The 22200-nt window shown below is 57.9% G+C and carries 20 protein-coding genes and 1 tRNA gene; 13 read left to right on the forward strand and 8 right to left on the reverse strand.

All coding sequences use genetic code 11. From position 1 onward, the window contains the following. Positions 1 to 10 precede the first annotated feature (10 nt). Entirely contained in the window at positions 11 to 310 is a 300-nt protein-coding gene (locus ACR3EQ_RS05395) for an aminotransferase class I/II-fold pyridoxal phosphate-dependent enzyme (protein ID WP_480490020.1), read from the forward strand. 217 nt (positions 311 to 527) lie between these two features. Here the strand turns inward: ACR3EQ_RS05395 and ACR3EQ_RS05400 are convergent, their stop codons facing one another. After that, positions 528 to 1046, reverse strand: coding sequence for a porin family protein (locus ACR3EQ_RS05400; RefSeq protein ID WP_170614943.1), 519 nt, complete (start codon positions 1044 to 1046; stop codon positions 528 to 530). A 426-nt stretch (positions 1047 to 1472) separates the two neighbouring features. Here ACR3EQ_RS05400 and ACR3EQ_RS05405 point away from each other — a divergent pair, with 426 nt between their 5' ends. Next, entirely contained in the window at positions 1473 to 3017 is a 1545-nt protein-coding gene (locus ACR3EQ_RS05405) for a trimethylamine methyltransferase family protein (protein WP_480490022.1), read from the forward strand. Between the two features lie 50 nt (positions 3018 to 3067). Here the strand turns inward: ACR3EQ_RS05405 and ACR3EQ_RS05410 are convergent, their stop codons facing one another. Both ACR3EQ_RS05410 and ACR3EQ_RS05415 read right to left on the reverse strand, forming a co-directional pair. Further along, positions 3068 to 3313, reverse strand: coding sequence for a penta-EF hand family protein (locus ACR3EQ_RS05410; protein ID WP_170614941.1), 246 nt, complete (start codon positions 3311 to 3313; stop codon positions 3068 to 3070). 527 nt (positions 3314 to 3840) lie between these two features. Continuing rightward, positions 3841 to 7461, reverse strand: a complete 3621-nt coding sequence (locus ACR3EQ_RS05415) for a vitamin B12-dependent ribonucleotide reductase (RefSeq protein WP_170614940.1) — start codon at positions 7459 to 7461, stop codon at positions 3841 to 3843. Positions 7462 to 8005: 544 nt separating this feature from the next. Here ACR3EQ_RS05415 and ACR3EQ_RS05420 point away from each other — a divergent pair. Beyond that, entirely contained in the window at positions 8006 to 8440 is a 435-nt protein-coding gene (locus tag ACR3EQ_RS05420) for a hypothetical protein (RefSeq protein ID WP_170614939.1), read from the forward strand. A 9-nt stretch (positions 8441 to 8449) separates the two neighbouring features. Here the strand turns inward: ACR3EQ_RS05420 and ACR3EQ_RS05425 are convergent. The 4 genes from ACR3EQ_RS05425 to pdxH form a co-directional block, all read right to left on the reverse strand. After that, positions 8450 to 8526, reverse strand: a tRNA-Pro gene (locus ACR3EQ_RS05425). A 43-nt stretch (positions 8527 to 8569) separates the two neighbouring features. Then, complete coding sequence (locus tag ACR3EQ_RS05430) at positions 8570 to 9037, reverse strand: DUF192 domain-containing protein (protein WP_170614938.1); 468 nt, start codon at positions 9035 to 9037, stop codon at positions 8570 to 8572. 6 nt (positions 9038 to 9043) lie between these two features. Further along, entirely contained in the window at positions 9044 to 9550 is a 507-nt protein-coding gene (locus ACR3EQ_RS05435; protein ID WP_480440326.1) for a cold-shock protein, read from the reverse strand. Positions 9551 to 9692: 142 nt separating this feature from the next. After that, a complete protein-coding gene (gene pdxH / locus ACR3EQ_RS05440) occupies positions 9693 to 10298 on the reverse strand; it encodes a pyridoxamine 5'-phosphate oxidase (protein WP_170618969.1) in 606 nt (201 codons plus the stop codon). Between the two features lie 134 nt (positions 10299 to 10432). On the opposite strand from pdxH, the gene fabI reads away from it, so the two are divergent. The 5 genes from fabI (at position 10433) to trpE (ending at position 16447) form a co-directional block, all read left to right on the forward strand. Continuing rightward, complete coding sequence (fabI, locus tag ACR3EQ_RS05445) at positions 10433 to 11239, forward strand: enoyl-ACP reductase FabI (RefSeq protein WP_170614935.1); 807 nt, start codon at positions 10433 to 10435, stop codon at positions 11237 to 11239. 4 nt (positions 11240 to 11243) lie between these two features. Then, complete coding sequence (gene gpt, locus ACR3EQ_RS05450) at positions 11244 to 11753, forward strand: xanthine phosphoribosyltransferase (protein WP_170614934.1); 510 nt, start codon at positions 11244 to 11246, stop codon at positions 11751 to 11753. A 66-nt stretch (positions 11754 to 11819) separates the two neighbouring features. Next, positions 11820 to 12995, forward strand: coding sequence for an aminotransferase (locus tag ACR3EQ_RS05455; RefSeq protein WP_170618968.1), 1176 nt, complete (start codon positions 11820 to 11822; stop codon positions 12993 to 12995). A gap of 86 nt (positions 12996 to 13081) precedes the next feature. Beyond that, positions 13082 to 14923 carry a SurA N-terminal domain-containing protein gene (locus ACR3EQ_RS05460; protein ID WP_480490024.1) on the forward strand — a complete coding sequence of 614 codons (1842 nt, stop codon included), beginning with the start codon at positions 13082 to 13084 and terminating at the stop codon, positions 14921 to 14923. A 12-nt stretch (positions 14924 to 14935) separates the two neighbouring features. Continuing rightward, positions 14936 to 16447, forward strand: a complete 1512-nt coding sequence (gene trpE, locus ACR3EQ_RS05465; RefSeq protein WP_170824516.1) for an anthranilate synthase component I — start codon at positions 14936 to 14938, stop codon at positions 16445 to 16447. 55 nt (positions 16448 to 16502) lie between these two features. On the opposite strand, the gene ACR3EQ_RS05470 is transcribed toward trpE, so the two are convergent. Further along, entirely contained in the window at positions 16503 to 17915 is a 1413-nt protein-coding gene (locus ACR3EQ_RS05470; protein WP_480490026.1) for a divergent polysaccharide deacetylase family protein, read from the reverse strand. Between the two features lie 195 nt (positions 17916 to 18110). Here ACR3EQ_RS05470 and ACR3EQ_RS05475 point away from each other — a divergent pair, with 195 nt between their 5' ends. Genes ACR3EQ_RS05475 through ACR3EQ_RS05495 form a run of 5 tightly spaced genes read left to right on the forward strand, consistent with a single transcriptional unit; the run spans position 18111 to position 22159 of the window. Then, a complete protein-coding gene (locus ACR3EQ_RS05475; protein ID WP_170614929.1) occupies positions 18111 to 18692 on the forward strand; it encodes an aminodeoxychorismate/anthranilate synthase component II in 582 nt (193 codons plus the stop codon). After that, entirely contained in the window at positions 18689 to 19708 is a 1020-nt protein-coding gene (gene trpD, locus ACR3EQ_RS05480; protein WP_170614928.1) for an anthranilate phosphoribosyltransferase, read from the forward strand. Before ACR3EQ_RS05475 ends, trpD begins: the two co-directional genes overlap by 4 nt. After that, the gene (trpC, locus tag ACR3EQ_RS05485; protein ID WP_170614927.1) at positions 19705 to 20517 is read left to right on the forward strand and encodes an indole-3-glycerol phosphate synthase TrpC; all 813 of its coding nucleotides are present in this window, start codon (positions 19705 to 19707) and stop codon (positions 20515 to 20517) included. The genes trpD and trpC overlap by 4 nt, the downstream gene beginning before the upstream one ends. Next, positions 20517 to 20990 (forward strand): cyclic pyranopterin monophosphate synthase MoaC, encoded by a 474-nt coding sequence (gene moaC / locus ACR3EQ_RS05490; RefSeq protein WP_170614926.1) that lies wholly within the window; start codon positions 20517 to 20519, stop codon positions 20988 to 20990. The genes trpC and moaC overlap by 1 nt, the downstream gene beginning before the upstream one ends. Next, positions 20987 to 22159, forward strand: a complete 1173-nt coding sequence (locus ACR3EQ_RS05495; protein WP_170614925.1) for a molybdopterin molybdotransferase MoeA — start codon at positions 20987 to 20989, stop codon at positions 22157 to 22159. The genes moaC and ACR3EQ_RS05495 overlap by 4 nt, the downstream gene beginning before the upstream one ends. Positions 22160 to 22200 lie beyond the last annotated feature (41 nt).

A 22200-nucleotide genomic window follows, 5' to 3' on the forward strand; every position in this document is an offset into this window, starting at 1 on the left:
TGAGCCGGGTATGGCCGAACGCATCTTAGTCGTCGGCTCAATGTCCAAATCACATTTTACGACAGGTTCGCGCCGCAGTTGGATCGTCGAGATTGAAGACGTCAACACCCAACTGGTTAATCTGGCAACACACACCATGAATGGTGTTCCCGGGTCTATTCAGGACGCCGCGAGTATTGCGTTGAACTCGGGCAGTGATATGAAACAGGAATTCTCGGAACTCGCCCGCAATCGGCGAACCTTGGCTATCGAACTGTTGAGCACTCTGAACGTTGTCAGGCTGGTGCCCGAACAGGGGACATGTATTTGATGCTGAATGTTCGTGTCAACAGGCGAAGTGGTGAGGCATTTGCAAAGGCGCTGCTCGAAACGCATTCCATTGCGGTGAGGCAAGGTGAGAGCTTGGGCAGCGTTGCGGCTGGTCACATCCGGGTTGCGATGACGATCGCAAACGACCTCTTGATTGCAGCGCTGCAAACACTGCGTGATTTGGCAATGAACGCTCCCGGGAGAAGCCGAACCAGTGATCAGAACCGGAAGGTCGTTCGCAGATTGAACGTGTTGGCGCCAAGACTGCCATTTGATCGGGTCACGTTGTCAAAATTCTGACGTAGCGCCTCGCCACTGATGATAAATCTGTCATTGACCGGATAGGCAACGCCAATTCCGTAGACCGCTGCTGTGTCATTGTCGGCGGAGGTATCGATCCGTGCGGCCCCAACCACTACATACCCCAGCGCCGGTCCGAAATCGTACCCGCCGCGCAGTTTCAGCCGTGTCAGACTGTCTAATGTCCCTTCCCCCTGACCTAGGCTCAGCGACAGGTGATTGTATTCCAATTCGCTTCCCAGAACGAAGCTTCCGAAATCGTGGTCATAGCCGACATGGAGTCCAAAACTGGAATCGTCACCGCTGGATCCGTTGGGGCCATCCGCTTCAGTATACCCAAAGCTGAATCCTGCATAACCCCCGGTCCAATCCTCGGCGACTGCCGGGACGGCGCTTAACATTGTCACTGCGACAATGAGGGCCGTGCTGAATTTCATTCACGTCTCCAACATGTTACAGCCCCGATGAGCGGGAATTTCGAGGCGCTTACAAACCATTTACCCGAACATTGGGTCCGAGAACCGATATTTCAATTCTGACAACAGACAGGTTAATAAATAGTGATCCGACTATATCAGATTTCCACCCGAACGGGAAGAAATCTCACGCTGAAACCCTTTCGACAAAGAAAGGGAGCAATGGCGACCTATTTCTAAGTTTGGGTCGCAAACAGGACAGATCATGTCGCCGGGTGAAGGATAACTACGGCCAACGAAAGAGGTCCGCATGAAAAGCGACTACTGGAAAATCCGCTTGATCAGCCGCACCATTGGTGCGGACCGCGGACGTGCGGCGCGGGGAAGGCCATTCTGAGGGTGAATTAAGCCACTCTTCAGGAACAGCTCTTAACCCGGACCAAACACATGAACGACCAAACCCGTACTTCCTCTCGCAGCGGCGGACGCTCCGCGCGCCGTGCCGCCCGTGCCTCTGCCCTGCCCGATCACCTGCGCCCCGTGCGGCCCGGAATGGAGGGCGGCACCCTGAACGTGCTGACTCAGGCACAGTTGGAACGCATTCACGAAGCTGCGCTGACAGCGCTGGAAACGATTGGCCTTGCGGATGCGCCGCAAAGCGGGATCGATTATCTTGTTGCCGCAGGCTGTACCCTGGGTGATGACGGTCGCATCCGGTTCCCGCGTGCGCTGGTGGAAGATACCATCGCCAAAGCCAATCGTTCCGTGACGCTTTACAGCCGGGATGGAAAGACCGATCTGGAACTGTCAGGCACGCGTGTTCATTACGGCACGGCCGGCGCTGCTGTCAGCATGGTCGATGTACATGGTCAGGAATACCGCGATTCGACCGTGCAGGATCTGCATGACGCATCACGCATCTGCCAGCAGCTTGACAACATTCACTTTGTGCAGCGTCCGATGGTTTGCCGCGATATTGCGGACAACCTTGAGATGGATCTGAACACGGTCTACGCCACGACCTCGGGCACGTTCAAACATATCGGCACATCCTTTACCGAACCCAGCCATGTGGCCCCGGCGATAGAAATGCTGCACATGATCGCGGGCGGCGAGGACAAATGGCGCGAGCGGCCGTTCATGTCCAACTCGAACTGCTTTGTCGTTCCGCCAATGAAATTCGCAACGGAAAGCTGCGAAGTCATGGAAGAATGCATTAAGGCCGGGATGCCGGTCCTGCTGCTGTCGGCGGGAATGGCCGGGGCAACTGCGCCCTCGACGATTGCGGGCGCAATCACTCAGGCAACGGCGGAATGCCTGGCCGGTCTGGTTTACGTCAATGCCGTCAAACCCGGTGCGCCAGCCGTTTTTGGCACCTGGCCCTTTGGTCTGGACCTGCGCACCGGCGCGATGTCAATCGGTTCGGGTGAACAGGCCCTTCTGACCGCAGGCTGCGCCCAGATGCACAGGTTCTACGACCTTCCGGGCGGTGCCGCCGCCGGAGCATCGGATGCGAAACTGCCGGACATGCAGGCCGGGTGGGAGCAGATGTGCTCGAACGTTATGGCCGGATTGTCGGGCCTGAACATGGTCTACGAAGCGGCTGGAATGCACGCCTCATTGTTGGGATTCTGCTTCGAAAGCCTGATCCTCAGTGATGACCTGATCGGCCAGGCGCAGCGCTGCGTGCGCGGGATCGAAGTGACGGACGAAACTTTGGCGCTGGACCAGATGGCGGCCGTCTGCATGGGCGGACCGGGTCACTATCTTGGCACGGATGCAACGCTCAGCCGCATGCAGGCAGATTATGTCTATCCGACCTTCGGAGATCGCTCCTCACCCAAGGAATGGGTGGAACTCGGCAAACCTGATCTGATTGAGAAAGCGATCAAGCGAAAAGAGGAAATCCTGTCAGCACCGTCGCCGGCACAATTCGACCCGCTGTTGGATGCTGAACTTCGAAGCAGATTCAACATTCACTTGCCGATATGAGACACTGAAAAGCGGCCTGAAATGCTCAGGCCGCTTTCCCGCACCCGGATTTAGCCGTCACTGGATGGAAGCAAACCCGCTTCCTGTGCGACGGCAATCTCGGCCTGATCCAGCGCGCCGTCGCCATTTGCATCCATGGCCGAGAACCCGTCTGCGTCGACATCGGGCAGAATTGCCTGCACTTCTTCGATTGTCAGTACGCCATCCCCGTTTGTGTCCACTGAGGATTGAGCGACGGCCAGTGTGGGCAATCCAAGTACGATTGCTGAGAATACAGCCAGATTTTGGCGTTTCATTTCGGTGCCTCCTGAGAGTTTTGTTGTCTGTTTTCTGTCCGGACAGGCCCCAGAAACACCCGAGTGACGTCTTCTGTCACTCGCAATGGTTGAGGGTGTGCAATTAAGGCCAATCATTGCGTGTTTTGCAGAGTCGCATCTGCGGTCCACCGCCAAGAAAAACACTCGAGGTTCTGTTCGGCGGATCTTGCCCGATGACAGGAGCGCATTCCGGCAAGGCTTTGCTCAGGTCAAAAAAGAAAGGGGGCCGAAGCCCCCTGTCAGTTTCGCCTTCCAGGCTCGTATCGTTGACCGCCCGGTGTTTTTTTGCCTGCGGCCTGGACTGCGCATGGGACGAGCGCACCCGCCCCGTGAAAGAGTGGGAAGGACCGATATTCCGCCCCACCCTGTTCCCGGCCAACACGGGCATGTCGGCCGAGTAGAGAAAGGTCAGTTGGTAAGTCTCAGAGCCTTTCTCCGTATTCGTCGGGGCCGGTCACTGAGGCAGCATCCGACCCCTGCGCCCCGGGGTGCCAGGGCGCTAAACTTCAGCTACACCCGCTTGTCGCGCCACAGGTGTTGCATTTCATGCAGGTGCCATTGCGCACCAGCGTGTAGTTTCCGCATTCTCCGCACGGGTCACCCTCGTATCCCTGCATCTTTGCCTTCGTACGGGCGTCCATGCTGGTCGCAACGGCTGTCTCCGCAACCGGTGCCGCAAATTGTGCTGCAGATTCGGCCATGCCGTTCGCGCCGGACTGCCCGCCATTGAACACCATCAGGTCCTGCGGCAATCGCTTGCGAAGGTAGCCAGTCGAACTGATTTGCTTCAGTACTTCCAAGGACTTGGACGCCGCAGTTTCGCTGATTTCCGAAACGTTCGACAACCCGTCTTCCTCTCCTCGACCCAGATCATCAAAGGTTGCGCCTTCGGGCTTCACATGGGCCAGGTCGGTGCGGTCGAGATAAGACACCGCCAGTTCGCGGAAGATGTAATCCAGGATCGACGTCGCGTTCTTGATCGAGTCGTTGCCCTGTACCATCCCCGCCGGTTCAAACTTGGTGAAGGTGAAGGCATCGACGAACTCTTCCAGCGGTACGCCGTATTGCAGGCCAACCGACACGGCGATGGCAAAGTTGTTCATCATCGCACGGAAGCCAGCACCTTCCTTGTGCATATCGATGAAAATCTCGCCGAGTTTACCGTCTTCGAACTCACCCGTTCGCAGATAAACCTTGTGCCCGCCCACGATCGCCTTCTGGGTATAACCCTTGCGGCGATGCGGCAGTTTCTCGCGATGGCTGCGGATCATCTCTTTGACCACAACCTTCTCGATCACTTTCTCGGCCAGAACAACGGCTTTCTCCTGTGCCGATCCGCTCTCCAGCACTTCTGCCGCTTCGTCGTCATCCTCGACCAGCGCCGCGGCCAGAGGCTGCGACAGTTTCGAGCCGTCGCGATACAGCGCGTTGGCCTTCACACCCAACGACCACGACAATTCATATGCCTTCTGGCAATCCTCGATGGTTGCGTCATTCGGCATGTTGATCGTTTTACTGATCGCACCCGAGATGAAGCTTTGCGCCGCCGCCATCATGGTGATGTGGCTATCAACCCCAAGGAAACGCTTGCCTTTCTTGCCGCACGGGTTGGCGCAGTCGAAGATCGAATAGTGTTCTTCTTTCAGATGCGGCGCACCTTCCAGCGTCATGGTTCCGCAGACATGGTCGTTCGCCGCGTCGATATCCGCTTTGGTAAAGCCCAGATGGCGCAGCAGATCGAATGTCGGGTCATTCAGCTTGGTCGCCGGGATGCCCAGAACGCCGGTGCAGAAGTCCTCACCCAGCGTCCACTGGTTGAACACGAACCGGATATCAAAAGCGCTTTCCAGCGCGGCGTCCACTTTGGCCAATTCATTCGGACCAAAGCCATGTCCGGTCAGCGAGGTGTGGTTAATCCCCGGCGCGTTGCCGATGGTGCCGTGACCAACCGCGTAACCCACGATCTCTTCGATCTGAGACGAGGAATAGCCCAGCTTTTCCAACGCCGACGGCACCGAGCGGTTGATGATCTTGAAGTAACCACCACCGGCCAGTTTCTTGAACTTGACCAGAGCGAAGTCAGGCTCGATCCCGGTAGTGTCGCAATCCATCACCAAACCGATGGTGCCGGTCGGTGCGATCACGGTCGCCTGCGCGTTGCGATAACCGTTCTTCTCACCAAGACTCAGCGCTTCATCCCAGGCCGACATGGCCAGATCAATCAGACGCTTATCCGGGCAGTTTCCGTGGTCGAGAGGTACCGGCTTCACGGCCAGCTTCTCATAGCCCTCGGTCACACCCTGCGACGCGCGGCGGTGGTTGCGGATAACGCGCAGCATATGGTCGGCGTTACGCTCGTAACCCTTAAACGGGCCAAGCTCTCCGGCAATCTCGGCCGAGGTCGCATAAGCCACACCAGTCATGATCGCAGTCAACGCGCCGCAGATCGAACGCCCCTCATCCGAGTCATAGCTGTAGCCCATGTTCATCAACAGGCCGCCGATGTTGGCATAACCCAGACCCAAGGTGCGGAAGTCATAGGACAGTTGCGCGATTTCCTTCGACGGGAACTGCGCCATCGTCACCGAGATTTCCAGCGTCAGCGTCCACAGGCGCGAAGCGTGCATATAGTCCGCCGCCTGGAACTCACCATCCTTGAGGAAGGTCAGCAGGTTCAACGAGGCCAGGTTACAGGCCGTGTCGTCGAGGAACATGTATTCCGAGCACGGGTTCGAGCCGCGAATCTCACCATCTTCGGGGCAAGTGTGCCATTCGTTCACGGTGTCGTGAAACTGGATGCCCGGGTCAGCGCAGGCCCATGCGGCGTGGCCTACCTTTTCCCACAGATCGCGTGCTTTGACGGTCTTGGCGACCTTGCCATCCGTCCGGTTGATCAACTCCCAATCAGCGTCTTTCTCAACAGCAGTCAGGAACGCGTTGGTCACGCGGATGGAATTGTTCGAGTTCTGACCCGAAACCGAGCTATAGGCTTCCGAGTCCCAGTCTGTGTCGTAGGTCGGGAACTCGATGCTATCGTGGCCCTGCCGGGCGTAATCCAGCACACGCTTGATGTAAGTCTCTGGGATCGCGACTTTCTTCGCCTCGCGCACCGCTTTCTTCAGCCTGTCATTCTTGTTGGGGTCGTACGCGTCGTCTTGCGCGCCGTCCCAGCTGCGGATGGCCTCGAAAATGCCGTTCAGCATCTTCTCGTGCATCTTCGATCCGGCAACGATCGAGGCCACCTTCTGCTCTTCGATCACCTTCCATTCGATGAATTGCTCGATGTCCGGGTGATCTGCATCGACGATCACCATCTTTGCTGCTCGACGGGTTGTCCCGCCTGATTTGATCGCGCCAGCGGCGCGGTCGCCGATCTTGAGAAAGCCCATGAGGCCCGAGGACTTGCCACCACCCGACAGCGCCTCACCTTCTGCACGCAGATGGCTGAAGTTGGTCCCGGTACCCGAACCATATTTGAACAGGCGCGCCTCGCGCACCCACAGATCCATGATGCCGCCTTCGTTCACCAGATCATCATCAACGGACTGGATGAAGCACGCGTGCGGCTGCGGATGTTCATAAGCGGATTTGGATTTGGTCAGCTTGCCGGTTTTGTAGTCGACATAATGGTGACCCTGCGCCGGGCCGTCGATCCCGTAGGCCCAATGCAGACCGGTGTTAAACCACTGCGGGCTGTTCGGTGCTGCGCGCTGGGTCGCCAGCATATAGCGCATCTCATCAAAGTAAGCGCGCGCGTCATCCTCGGTCGAGAAATAACCGCCTTTCCAGCCCCAATACGCCCAAGCGCCGGCCAGACGGTCGAACACCTGCTTGGACGAGATTTCTCCGTCAAACTCAGCGTCTTCAGCGGGAACCGAGCGCCACAGGAATTCGGGAACGTCCTTTTCTTTGACTTTCTTCAGCTTGGACGGAACACCAGCCTTGCGGAAATATTTTTGGGCGATGACATCGCTGGCAACCTGGCTCCAGCTTGAAGGGATTTCGATATTCTCGAGACGGAAAACAATTGTCCCATCCGGGTTGCGGATTTCGGATGTTGCCGAAACAAACTCCAGATCTGCATATGCATCCTGCCCGGATTTGGTGAATTTTCTGTCAATCTTCATGTCCGCCGCCCTAGCTACAACCAGCTTAATTTTCGGTTTTCGACACCAAATCTTGTTTGCGGGGTGTCGACCGCCTGCCACCGATTTCCGGACAAAAGGGTATCGGTCGCTGCCTTTGACAGCGCATAGCCGAACAATTCGGCTGCACGTGGCATTGGTATGCTTTCCGTCCCTCGCCCGTTGCCTTATTCTGGTAAGTGCCTACCAGATATTGTGGCACGTCTTTCGGCCCATACAATCTGACGTATATACCCATATGTGGTCAACGGGCTTTTTCGATCTTTTTTCAAATCTTTTATGTTGACCTCATCCCATGAGGAACTCGCAATTCACTTGTCCACGATTCCTCCACAGGTAAGACGCTTCCACGAGGGACCCGACCGCCGGGCGGCTCAAATTGATTTCTCTTTTTTCTCGCCATGGTTATCGGCCAATGATCAAGCAACACGATGTTAATGCTCGGGCCAGAGAATCATCGTCCCGCGCGCCGGTCCCATGCCATAGTGAAATCATCGCTAAAATCTGAACCCTGTTGGTTTTACATATGAATCTGCTTCATTTGCTGCCTGTTGCCGCGCTGATCGTGTCCTGCACACCACAAGACACGTCCCCGTCATCGCGCAGCGCTGAATTCCCGGAGTATCCCCAAAAGCTGTTCAGTGCGTTTGAAACCGACTGCGCGGGCCCTGGCAACAAATATGTAAAAACCGACCGAAACACCGTCGAATGCCGCGAGTTGCTGCCCCCCGACATGACGGCCTATCTGATTCTCAACTTTGACGGTTATCCTCAGAACCTGCCGCAGATCGTGACCTATTTGCATTCCAGCAAGATCCAGGCTGGCTATCGGGTTGATGCCGAGTTGTTTTTTTTGGTTCCGCAGAAAAGTGGGAAGACCGTGAAGATTCCAGTGCAAAGCGAGATGGTTAATCGCGATTTTTCGCGGCTGTACACCGAATTTGGTGGAAACCCAATTTAATCTTGGAAGTGGTCGGGGCGGCAGGATTCGAACCTACGACCCCCTGTACCCAAAACAGGTGCGCTACCAGACTGCGCCACGCCCCGGACCGTGCGCCTTCCTAAACGTGCCGATTTGATTTGAAAAGCCCTAACAGGGCCAAATCGCAGGTCCGCGCGAAAAAACTTTGTGCCGCATCTGGGAACCGGGCGTTATCAGGTACCGCGCCGCGAGACCGGCATTAATTTCCAATACCGCAAATACCTTACCCCCGCCGTCGACAGGGGTCAGATCACCCGGAACCGCATTGTGGTGCACTTTCATTACGGACCCGGACTGATCCAGAAAAATCATGTCCAAGGGAATCAGCGTGTTCTTCATCCAGAACGCCACGGGTTGCGGCGGATCGAAGACAAACAGCATCCCCGACTGTGTCGGCAGTGATTCCCGAAACATCAATCCGCGCGCACGGTCCTGAGGCGAGATCGCAAGTTCGATATCAAACCGAATGTGAGTTTTGTCGTTCCGGACATAGATCCTGTCTTCCCGACAGGCCGCCAACGCGGTTTCAGCCCACATTACTGAAAGAATAATGAGAACCGAGAGAAACCTGATCATTGGCACTTATGCGTCCAGAGCAGCTTCCCAGGCCAGAACCTGCGCCGCCATACGTCCCCGCTTGCCGTCGATGACACGCATCGCCAGGGCCTCGCCCGGCTGAAGATCGGCCAGCCCGGACCGGCGCAGAACCTCAATGTGAAGAAAAACGTCTTCATCACGGCCAAAGACATTTGCAAAGCCAAAGCCCTTGCCCTTGTCGAACCATTTGACGCGCGCCGCCTCAAGCGGTGCGTTGGCAATCACGACCGGGTCAAGATCGGCGAAATCGGCCAGCAGCATGGCATCTGCACGTGCGGGAGGATCGACGCTCACGACTTCGACCGCCTGAACTCCGCGATCAGTGCGATGCGTCATAATCTCGATACCGGCGCCATCGGCGACCGAGCTTTGCCCGAAATTGCGCAACACGTTCACATGCAACAGAATATCCGGGCCGCCTTCGTCGGACACAACAAATCCGTACCCCTTTGCGGGATCGAACCATTTAACGTGTCCACGTACGCGGTACATGTTGTTCAGATCTTCTGGCACTGTTTTCCCATCGCGAAAATTAGCACTTCGTTAAGGGTTTGATGTGTATGGGAATGGCGCGCAAATTCAAGCTGAAAAAAATCATTGTTTTCTGCGTGTTGCATTTCACGATACGCGAACGTCATGGATTCAACCTCTGCACTTGCCACGCGGAACCCGATTGATCCCGCCGCCATCTGAACCGATCATGCAAACGAAATGCACCATCGGCCCAAAACTCGATTTCCGTCGGCTCCAACCGATACCCGCCCCAGAACGGCGGGCGTGGCGGATTGGGTCCAAGCTTCGCCGTTACTTTTGCCACTTCCGCCATCAGAACCGATCGGCTGCTCAGCGGCTGCGATTGTTTGGAAGCCCAGGCCCCCAAACGGCTTTTCAGTGATCTCGAGGCATAGTATTCATCCGCCTTCGGACCATCCTCGCGCGATATTGTACCACGAACTCGGATCTGCCGCCGCAAGGATTTCCAGTGCATGACAAAAGCCGCTTTGCCGGCACTTTCCAGTTCGACCGCCTTGGCGCTTTCATAGTTCGTGTAGAATACAAAGGCGTCCGGCTCGATTTCCTTAAGCAGAACCATGCGCACATTGGGCATCCCGTCCGAATCTACGGTCGCCAAAGCAATCGCATTCGGATCGTTAGGTTCAGACTCTCTGGCCTCGCCCAGCCACCGCTCCGCCAATTCAAACGGATCAGTTCCGGCAAAAATGCCGCTACGCTCGTTCATTTCCATCCCCTGGAAAGTAATGTTGACGACCCTAAGGCGAGAACCCGCTGCGGGCAAGACCCGCTCAGCCTTGAAGCAGCGCATCCAATGGCCTAAACCACTCTGATAAAACCGGGACAGGCGGAGATCCAAATATGTCTAATCAGTTGATGGCCGGAAAACGCGGCCTCATCATGGGACTGGCCAATGACAAATCAATCGCATGGGGAATCGCCCGCGCCCTGTCCGAAGCAGGCGCTGAGCTGGCGTTCTCGTATCAGGGCGATGCGTTGAAAAAACGGGTTGACCCACTGGCGGCCCAGTTGGGCAGCGATATCGTGTTGCCCTGTGACGTCAGTGATGAGGCATCCATTGACGGGTTGTTCGCGCAGCTTTCTGAAAAATGGGGCAAGCTGGACTTTATCGTCCATGCCATCGGATTCTCGGACAAGAACGAACTGCGCGGGCGCTATGTCGATACGTCGCGGGCTAATTTCAACCTGACGATGGACGTGTCGGTCTATTCCTTCACCGCAGTGATGCAACGCGCAGAAAAACTGATGTCCGAAGGCGGCAGCGCAATCACGCTGACCTATTACGGGGCCGAGCAGGTGATGCCGCACTACAACGTGATGGGCGTCGCCAAGGCCGCGCTGGAGGCATCGGTCAAATATCTGGCTGAAGACCTGGGTAAGGACGGGATTCGCGTAAACGCTATTTCCGCGGGTCCGATCAAAACACTGGCGGCCAGCGGTATCGGCGATTTCCGCTATATTATGAAGTGGAACGAATATAATTCGCCCCTGCGCCGGAACGTGACCATCGACGATGTCGGCAAATCCGCCCTATACCTGTTGTCCGACCTCAGCAGCGGTGTAACCGGTGAAAATCTGCACGTGGATTCGGGGTATCACATCGTCGGCATGAAAGCCGTCGATGCGCCGGATATTGAAAAGGGTTGATCAGATGAGCGCCAAAGACCGCTTGCCGCACGAAAAAGGGTTTCATATCAGCTGGGACCAGATTCACCGCGATTCCCGCGCCCTGGCGTGGCGTCTCGATGGCCAGGGGCCCGACGACGGCGCCTGGCGTGCGGTCGTGGCCATCACTCGGGGCGGTATGGCTCCTGCGATGATCGTCAGCCGGGAACTGGATATTCGCACGGTCGATACGATCAGCGTCCGCTCGTACCATCATCAGGAACAAGGCGAGGCCGAAGTGCTCAAGGCACCGGATGCCAAGCTGATGAGCGACGGAACTGGTGTGCTGATCATCGACGATCTGGTCGACAGCGGCAAAACGCTGGAACTTGTACGCGACATGTATCCCAACGCGCATTTCGCCACAGTCTACGCCAAGCCCAAAGGTCGTCCGATGGTGGACACCTTCATCACCGAGGTCAGCCAGGACACGTGGATTTTCTTCCCCTGGGACATGGCCCTGCAATATGTCGAGCCTTATCGCGGCACCGATTGATCCCACGCCGCGGTTTCTTCTGTTCAAAATACCTCGGAGCGCGGGGCAGTGCCTCGCAAAAACCGCATGACACATACACGCACCACCGCCACTTTCGCCCCTCCGGTGATGGAGGCGCGACGCTGGCTGGAAGGCGTCGAGTTTCCCGAAGACCGGCCTCTGATCAATGTCAGTCAGGCCGCGCCGGTGGACCCTCCGCCACTCGAACTGCGAAAGGCAATGGCAGAGTTCGCGATTTCCGAAAACAGCGCCCATCTTTACGGGCCTGTATTGGGCAATACCGACCTTCGCACAGAGCTGGCCCGCCAGATCGGGGCACATTATCAGTCCCATGTCGACACGGAACAGGTCGCAATCACATCAGGATGCAATCAGGCATTTTCTGCTGTGATCGCCGCGATCACGGATCAGGGGGACGAGGTTATCCTGCCAACCCCTTGGTATTTCAATCATAAAATGTGGCTCGACATGGCTGGTGTGCGGGCTGTTGATCTTCCCACGGGTGATGATCTGCTGCCGGACGTGGCCCGGGCCCGAGACCTGATCACCGAAAAGACACGCGCGATTGCGCTGGTCACTCCGAACAATCCAGGCGGCGTCGAATACCCCTCGGAACTGGTTGGGGCGTTCTATGATCTTGCGCGTGAGGCCGGCATCAAACTGTTGGTGGACGAGACCTATCGGGATTTCGACAGCCGGTCCGGTGCTCCGCATGAACTGTTCCGTCAGCCCGATTGGCAGGATACATTTGTTCATCTCTACTCGTTTTCCAAGGCCTTCCGTCTGACCGGCCACCGGGTCGGAGCCATCGCGGCAAGTCCGCAACTTTTGGCCGAGATCGAAAAGTTTCTGGACACGGTTGCTATTTGCCCGAGTCAGATCGGCCAGTTCGCCGCGCTGTGGGGGATGCAGAACCTGTCACAATGGCTTGCGTCTGAACGTGATGAAATCCTGGATCGCCGTGCAGCCATCGCGGAAGAGATGCCCAGACTGACGGCCAGGGGCTGGCGATTGCTTGGTCTGGGGGCGTATTTCGCATATCTTGAACATCCATTCGACATTCCGTCAGATGAGTTTGCCCAAAAGCTGGTGGCCGAGGCTGGTGTTCTGCTGTTGCCAGGTACCATGTTCACACCCACTGAGGATGCGGCGGGCCAACGGCAGGTTCGCATCGCTTTTGCCAACATCGACCGCGTCGGTATCGAACGTTTGTTCGACCGTCTTCAGGCGCTTTCCATCTGATCTTGCCCCCCGGCGGTCCGCGTCGTATTCAGGGCCGCAACCAACAGGGCAGTCATCTGCCGACAAAAGCATGAAAGAGGGCGTCCATGGCCGCAGGCATGAAAAACCTATCAAAGACCTTCGTCTGGATTCTCATGGGCTTGCTGATGCTTGGACTTGCAGGGTTCGGCGCCGTAAACCTCAGCGGTACGGTGCGGACGGTGGCGCAGGTCGGCGACGAAGTGGTCCCTATCAACGCATATGTGCGCGAACTGCAGCGTGAAATCCGCGCAGTCGAGGCCCAGACAGGTCAGGCCCTGCAAATGTCGCAGGCACAGGAGTTGGGGCTGGGCCAACTGGCGTTGTCCCGTCTGACGGCTCTGGCTGCGTTGAACAACGAAGTGGCTCAGCTGGGCGTTTCGATTGGCGATGAAAACCTGCAGAAGGAAATCGTCGCGATCCCGGCATTTCAGGGCGTGGACGGAAATTTCGACCGCGAAACCTACCAGTTCCAACTGGAACAGGCGGGGATGACCGATGCCGAGTTCGAATCTGATCTTCGCAAGGAATCCGCGCGGACCATTGTCCAGGGGGCGGTTGTTGGCGGCGTCGTAATGCCCGCAACGCTGTCGGACGTATTGACGGGCTATGTCGGCGCACGGCGCAGCTTTACCGTCGCGACACTTGGGGCCGATGCCCTGACCGCACCGATTGCTGAACCCACGGACGAGCAGTTGCAAACGTATTACGACGAAAACACGGATCGTTTCACCCTGCCCCGCACCAAACGCCTGACCTACGCGATCCTGTCGCCCGAAATGTTGCTCGACAGCGTTGAAGTCCAGGACGACGCCTTGCGCAGCCTCTACAATCAGCGCATCGCCGAATTCCAGCAACCGGAACGACGCCTCGTCGAACGGCTGGCCTTTTCGGACGAAGCGGCCGCTATGGATGCCCTGGCGCAGATCGAGGTTGGCGGCACGACATTTGAACAACTCGTGCGTGATCGCGAGCTCGAACTGAGCGATATTGATCTGGGCGACGTGACCCGCGAGGACCTCGGCGAAGCGGCCGATGCTGTTTTTGGGGCAGATCTTGATGTGGTGGTTGGACCTCTGCCATCCGTGTTTGGCCCTGCGCTGTTCCGGATCAACGGATCACTGGCAGCAAACAACATCCCGTTTGAAGACGCTGCCCCTGACCTGCGCGAGGAACTGGCAGCCGAGCGTGCACGGCGTCTGATCGAGGCGCAGGCCGAGGACATCAACGACATGCTTGCCGGTGGGGCCACCCTGGAAGAACTGGCCGGCGAAACCGAGATGGAACTGGGCCAGATCGACTGGACCCGTGAAAACGAAGAAGGTGTCGCCGCGTATGAGGGCTTTCGCGCCGCCGCCGAAGCCGTCCGCGAAGGCGACTTCCCCGAAATCGGCTTTCTCGAAGACGGCTCGATTTTCGCGTTGCGCCTGAATGAGGTTCTGCCGCAGCGGCCTGAACCGCTTGAGACCGCCCGTGACCGTGTGGCCGAGGCATGGGTTCAGGCTGAAACAGGCAAGGCCCTGCAGGATCAGGCCAACACTGTCTTGACCCAACTGGCGACCGACGGCGACTTTGCCGCGACAGGTTTGCCGTTCCGGGTAGAGAACGCTTTGACCCGCACCGCCTTCCTTGATGACGCTCCGGTCGGATTCATGACCCAGGTCTTTGAAATGGAGCCGGGTGAGTTGCGGGTTGTCCCCGGCAATGATGCCGCCCTGATCGTCAGGCTGGACGAACTGCTGCCGCCGGCTGAGACCGACGAACTGCGCCAGATGAAAGCCGCGCTGGAAGTCCAGATGAACCAGGCGCTGGCTCAGAACATTTTTGACGCCTATGTGCGCGATGCCCAGACTCGTGCCCGCCCGGTTATTGATCAGCGTGCGCTGAACGCCGTGCAGGCGAGCTACTAAAAGAGAGCGGACATGGCCCTGACCCCAGAATTTGACGCATTCGCGCGTGCCTACGAGGCAGGCGAGAATCAGGTCGTCTATACCCGCCTGGCCGCCGACCTGGACACGCCCGTCTCGCTGATGTTGAAACTGACGGGGGCTCAGAAGGACGCTTTTGTTCTGGAATCGGTCACGGGGGGCGAAGTCCGCGGGCGCTACTCGATCATCGGTATGAAGCCGGACCTCATCTGGCATTGCCATGGTAAGACGTCCTCGCTGAACCGCTCTGCCCGGTTCGATCCGGACGCCTTCGTGCCGCAGGACGGCAATCCTATGGACAACCTGCGGTCGCTCCTGGCCGAATCCCGCATCGACCTGCCTGAAGAACTGCCGCAGGCTGCGGCGGGCCTGTTCGGCTATCTTGGCTATGACATGGTGCGGCTGGTCGAATACCTGCCGGATGTGAACCCCGACCCGTTGGGCCTGCCGGATGCGGTGATGCTGCGCCCGTCGGTGATCGCGGTTTTGGATGGGGTCAAAGGCGACGTGACGGTCGTGTCCCCTGCCTGGGTCAGCGAAGGTCAATCCGCCAAGGCCGCCTATGCGCAGGCTGCCGAACGCGTCATGGATGCTGTCCGCGATCTGGAACGCGCGATGCCGACCGAATCCAGGGATCTGGGCGACGCGCATGAGATCGCCCCGCCCGTTTCGAACTTCACCAAATCCGGCTATATGGAAGCGGTGGAGAAGGCCAAGGAATATATCCGCGCAGGCGATATCTTTCAGGTGGTTCCGGCCCAGCGTTGGACACAGGAATTCCCGCTGCCGCCTTTTGCGCTGTATCGATCCCTGAGGCGCACAAACCCTTCGCCGTTCATGTTCTATTTCAATTTCGGCGGATTTCAGGTTGTCGGCGCAAGCCCGGAAATTCTGGTACGTGTCTTCGGGGATGAAGTTACGATCCGCCCCATCGCCGGCACCCGTCCGCGCGGAGCGACGCCGGAAGAGGACAAGGCGAACGAAGTCGATTTGCTTGCCGACAAGAAAGAGCTGGCCGAGCACCTGATGCTGCTGGATCTGGGCCGCAATGACACCGGGCGCGTTTCCAAAATCGGCACCGTGCGCCCCACGGAAGAGTTCATCATCGAACGCTACAGCCACGTGATGCATATCGTCTCGAACGTGGTTGGCGAACTGGCAGAGGACAAAGACGCGCTGGACGCGTTTTTTGCAGGGATGCCTGCGGGCACGGTCTCGGGTGCCCCGAAGGTGCGCGCGATGGAAATCATTGATGAACTGGAACCCGAAAAGCGCGGTGTATACGGCGGCGGCGTCGGGTATTTCAGCGCCGGTGGCGACATGGACATGTGCATCGCCCTGCGGACGGCAATTGTGAAGGACCAGAAACTGTACATTCAGGCCGGCGGCGGTGTTGTTTATGACAGCGACCCCGAGGCTGAATATATGGAAACGGTCCATAAATCGAACGCGATCCGGCGCGCTGCGGCGGACGCCGCCCGATTTACGGGATCAGGAAACAGCTAAAGAAAAAGGCGGCGATCCACTGACCAGCCGCCTTTTATTGAATTTTCCCTGACGTTTACTGAACTTCTTTCAACATCACGGCCGAGATCGGTGCCATTGCAACCCGGTTGCCGCGATCCTCGAGCCCCCACAGCAGCAGTGCGGAAATCGTTTCTGGTCTCAAACGTCCCAGCATCACAACCGTTCCCTGCTGCCCGGCCCGGAATGCAGCCTGATCCAGAAAGCGGCGCATGATCTTCGGGTCCTGCCTTGCTCCGTCAATGTCGCGGAATACGACACCTGAAGGTGTCCCGTTGCGGGCAGCGAGTTTCTGAACCGTGTTCAAACCGTTGTCCTGCGTGATCAGACCGCGCCCGGTTCCGGCCGCAATCGCCGCCACCTGATCCGCCACCTGACGATTACCCTGAATGCCGGTGTTTACACCTTCCAGAATACCCACCGTTTCCGGCAGCGTCTCGAACCAGACCGCCAAAGACACCTCGGCGTCCTGTGCATTTGCGGCTTCCGGCAAGTCCGCGATGGCCATTACTTCAAAACCGGCCTCGCGGTGGCGCGCCATCTTTTCAGCGGCGTCAGGATCCGACGGGCTGATCGCAAAACTCAGCGGATAGGGAAAATCACGTAAAGCTTCGGCCCCAAATGCACCTTCGTCGTCTATGAGGATGATCGACATCAAAGGCTTGGATTCGGGGTTTTCGAAGCTGGCCGCGTATGCCTCGATCGGTTTTCCGACCGGCACCTGCTCGGTCTCTTCGGCTTCCACAACAGGATCGTCCCGTTCAGTCAAGGGAACCACACGCCTGCCAATTGTCGAGCCCGCAGTTGCGGGCTGATCGCCCCCGATCTGCGGCAAGGTCGCGATACGGGGCAGATTGCGAGGAAGAGTATCCTCATCCCCTTCCACGGCAATGGGGCTGTTTTCAAACGGATTCTCAACCTTCGGTTCTTCCGGCGTGCCCGGCAGTGGTGCAGGCTCAGCTTCCGGTTCCAGAACGGCCACATCTTCGGCTGGTGGTGCCGGAGGTTCAGGCGCGGCATCGGCCACCTCAGGCAAAGATTCGACCTGTGGCGTGCCAGCGGGAATTGCAGGGGCGGGTGGTGCAACCGGTGCGTCCGGGGCAACCGCAACTTCAGGTTCGGGCGCTACGTCCGGCGTTTCGATTGCGGGCTCACTCTCTCCTACGACGGGTTGCGTATCCGGCGTGGGGTCGACATTTGTCACCCCTGCAAGGGAATCTGATTGTTCATCGACCGGTTCCGGCGCTTCAGGCGGCAGTTCGACCAGATCGGCGTCGGCCCCGGCATCCGGTGCATCGGCCGTCGACACCGGATCCTCGAGCGGCGCAGGTTCGGGTGCGTGCGTTGTGACGGCCGGTTTTGACGACAAAGGCGTGTTCAACGACAGAACCGCGCCCAAAGCCAGCACGACAACCGCACCGGCGATTATTCCTCCGACAAATCCGCCCATTTCTTTTGCCTCTCGTCTTTCTCTGCGTCGATCGCTTCTGCGCCGTCTGCTGCGGCAATTTCCTGTCAGGTCCGTCCTTTGCGGGATGTCCCCTTGACGCTGCCCCACAAGCCTGAGCATGTATGTCCCGACATTATACCGTGGCCCGTGGTTGCATCGCCAGCCCGAAATGCCCAAGCCGAGACAAGTGCCCAAATGCTGCTGCTGATCGACAACTACGACTCGTTTACTTACAACCTGGTACATTATTTGGGCGAACTCGGTGCCGAAATGGTCATTCGCCGCAATGATGCGCTGGACGTGCAGGAGGCAATGGCCATGAACCCGGCCGGCATTCTGCTCAGCCCCGGTCCCTGCGACCCGGATCAGGCCGGGATTTGCCTGGCCCTGACGCAGGCGGCCGCCGAGACACGCACTCCGTTGATGGGTGTATGTCTTGGGCATCAAACCATCGGGCAGGTCTTTGGCGGGAAAGTCGTGCGGTGCCACGAGATCGTGCATGGCAAAATGGGCATCATGCACCACACAGGCAAAGGGGTCTTCTCGGGCCTGCCTTCCCCGTTCGAAGCAACCCGATATCATTCACTGATCGTTGAGCGGGAAAGCCTTCCTGATTGCCTTGAGATCATGGCCGAGTTGGAGGACGGCACCATCATGGGTCTGCAGCATCGGGATTTGCCGATCCACGGCGTCCAATTCCACCCCGAATCCATCGCATCGGAGCATGGGCACGCACTGTTGAAAAACTTCCTGCAAGAACTGAAAGTCCCCGCATGAGCGACGCACTGAAACCGCTGATCGGGGCCGCGGCCGACCGCCCGCTGACCCGTGCCGAGGCCGAGCAGGCCTTTGGCATCCTTTTTGATGGCGAAGCCACGCCCAGTCAGATTGGCGGGTTGCTGATGGCCATGCGCACACGCGGTGAAACCGTGGATGAATACGCCGCGGCCGCCGCCGTCATGCGCGCAAAGTGCAATGCCGTCAAAGCACCACCCGGGGCAATCGACATCGTTGGCACCGGTGGCGATGGCAAGGGTACGCTGAACATCTCAACCGCAACCGCCTTTGTTGTGGCGGGCGCAGGTGTAACTGTGGCAAAACACGGCAATCGCAATCTCAGCTCTAAATCCGGTGCGGCAGATGCGCTGGGGCAACTGGGCATCAACGTGATGGTCGGTCCGCAAACAGTTGAAAAAGCTTTGAAAGAAGCTGGCATTGGCTTCATGATGGCGCCCATGCATCATCCGGCAATTGCCCATGTGATGCCAAGCCGACAGGAACTTGGCACACGAACGATCTTCAATATCCTCGGCCCGCTTACGAACCCCGCCGGAGTAAAACGGCAGCTGACCGGCGCGTTCAGCCGCGATCTGATCCGGCCCATGGCCGAAACCCTGGGCCTGTTGGGGGCGGAGCACGCCTGGCTGGTTCACGGCTCGGACGGAACCGATGAACTGACAATCACCGGCGTCAGTTGGGTTGCCTCTTTGGAAGACGGGACCGTTAAGGAGGTCGAACTGCACCCCGAGGATGCCGGACTGCCCGTGCATCAGTTCGAAGATATCCTTGGCGGCACACCGGAAGAAAACGCAGTTGCGTTCCGGGCACTACTGGATGGCGCACCATCGGCCTATCGTGATGCCGTTCTGCTGAATTCTGCTGCAGCGCTTGTCGTTGCGGATGCTGTAAGTGACTTGCGCGACGGCGTAGAAATGGCCGTTGAGAGTATCGACAGCGGCAAAGCCCGGGAAAAAATCACAACTCTTGCCCGAATTACACAGGAAGCCGCATGACCGAGACCGTTCTGGACAAAATCAAAGCCTACAAACTGGAAGAGGTTTCGGCAGATAAGGCGAATAAGGAACTGGAAACGCTGGAAAGCGAGGCACGCGAAGCACCCGAAGTTCGTGCGTTCGCCGAAGCATTGCACACCGCCGCGCGTTCTGGGTATGGGCTGATCGCAGAGATCAAGAAAGCCAGTCCGTCGAAAGGGTTGATACGCCCGGATTTTGATCCGCCCGCACTGGCCAAAGCGTACGAGGATGGTGGTGCCGCCTGCCTTTCTGTTCTGACCGATACCCCCAGTTTTCAAGGCGCGAAGGAATATCTTGTTCAGGCGCGCGAGGCCGTATCCCTGCCCGTTCTGCGCAAGGATTTCATGTACGACCCCTATCAGGTGATTGAGGCCCGCGCGCTTGGTGCCGATTGCATTCTGATCATCATGGCGTCCGTAGAGGACTCTCAGGCCGCCGAATTGGAACAGACCGCATTCGATTGGGGCATGGACGTCCTGATCGAAGTACATGACGAGGCAGAACTTGAACGCGCGGCAGCTTTGAAAAGCCCGTTGATCGGAATAAACAACCGCAATCTCAAGACGTTCGAGACCACTCTTGACACAACGCGGCGACTATCGAAGCTGGTTCCGGCCGATCGAACCATCGTCTGTGAAAGCGGTCTGGGATTGCCGGAAGATCTGGCTGATATTGCCCGATACGGCGCACGCTGCTTCCTGATCGGCGAAAGCCTGATGCGTCAGGATGATGTCGAGGCAGCGACCCGCGCCCTGTTGGCGCGTCCTCTGGTTCCCGGGGTGATGTGATGCCATTGACCCATTTTGACGCTCAGGGTCAGGCGCATATGGTGGATGTGTCGGACAAGGCCGTGACGGACCGTATCGCCGTTGCAGCCGGCCACATCAGGATGGCACAGGAAACCTTTGAAATTATTTCCGAAGGTCGGGCCAAAAAGGGTGATGTACTGGGTATTGCGCGCCTTGCGGGCATCATGGGTGCAAAAAAGACGCCAGACCTGATCCCTCTGTGCCACCCCCTGCCTGTGACGAAAGTATCGGTGGAACTGATGCTTGATCCCGATCTGCCGGGTGTTCGGATTGAGGCGACGGTTAAGACGTCCGGCCAGACCGGCGTCGAGATGGAGGCGCTGACCGCCGTGTCTACCGCTGCATTGACGGTGTATGACATGGCCAAGGCCGTGGACAAGGCGATGGAGATCGGAGGCATCCACGTTCTTCTGAAAGACGGAGGAAAATCAGGGCGTTATGAGGCGGAATGATCACCGTTGATGAAGCCCGGGAACTGCTGTTTGACCTGGTTGAACCATTGCCAGTCGAACATGTCCCGCTTGCCCAATCCGCAGGCCGCGTTCTGAATCAAGAGGTAGCAGCCACGCGTGATCAGCCTCCATTCGCGGCATCATCAATGGACGGGTACGCCGTCAAATCGACCGAAGTTGAACTTCATGCGATGTTCAAACTGGTGGGTGAATCGGCAGCAGGCCAACGTTTCGAAGGAACTGTCGGCCCGGGACAGGCCGTTCGGATTTTCACCGGCGCCCCGGTACCGGATGGTGCCGATTTCGTGGTCATTCAAGAAGATGTCGAGCGCCGGGGGGATCTGATCACCATAACGGATACACCTGGTCAGAAAACGAACATACGTCCTGCCGGAGTGGATTTCAGAGCCGGTGCCAAAATCACCGCGCCGCGCCAGATTCGTGCCGAAGACATGGCGCTGATGGCTGCCATGAACATCCCGGTCGTTCCGGTGACACGCAAACCGGTGGTTGCGTTGATCTCGACGGGCGATGAACTCGTGATGCCCGGCGAAATACCCGGCCCGGATCAGATCATCGCCTCCAACACCTTTGGCTTGCATGCATTGCTGCAGGGGTTGGGCGCCGAGGTGCGAATGCTGCCGATCGCACAGGACACGGTCTCATCACTTGAAACCGCATTCGCTCTGGCGCAAGGGGCGGATCTGGTGGTTACGATTGGTGGCGCGTCAGTTGGCGACTACGATCTGGTGTCTGACGTTTCGCAAGGTCTTGGGATGCAGCGCGCCTTCTACAAAATCCGTATGCGCCCGGGGAAACCGTTGATGGCAGGACGTTTAGGGGATGCAGCTATGGTGGGTCTGCCGGGCAACCCGGTCAGTGCCATGGTATGTGGCTACCTGTTCCTCGCTCCCATGGTTCGACGCATGCTGGGGTTGGAGCAGACGCTGCAACCGCTCAGATCCGCTAAACTGACTGAACCAGTAGGGGACAACGGCCCGCGCGAACACTATATGCGCGCCGTTCGGGACGAAAACGGTATCCGGGCCTGTGCGGATCAGGACAGTTCCCTGCTTAGTGTTCTGGCACAGGCGAATGCGCTGATCGTTCGCCCTCCGCACGATCCCGCACGCGATACAGGTGACGAGGTTCAGTACCTGCCGATCTGAAAACCGGCAAATCCGTTGACACAAAACGTGAACATGCGTAG

Source organism: Ruegeria sp. AN11, assembly GCF_056536005.1.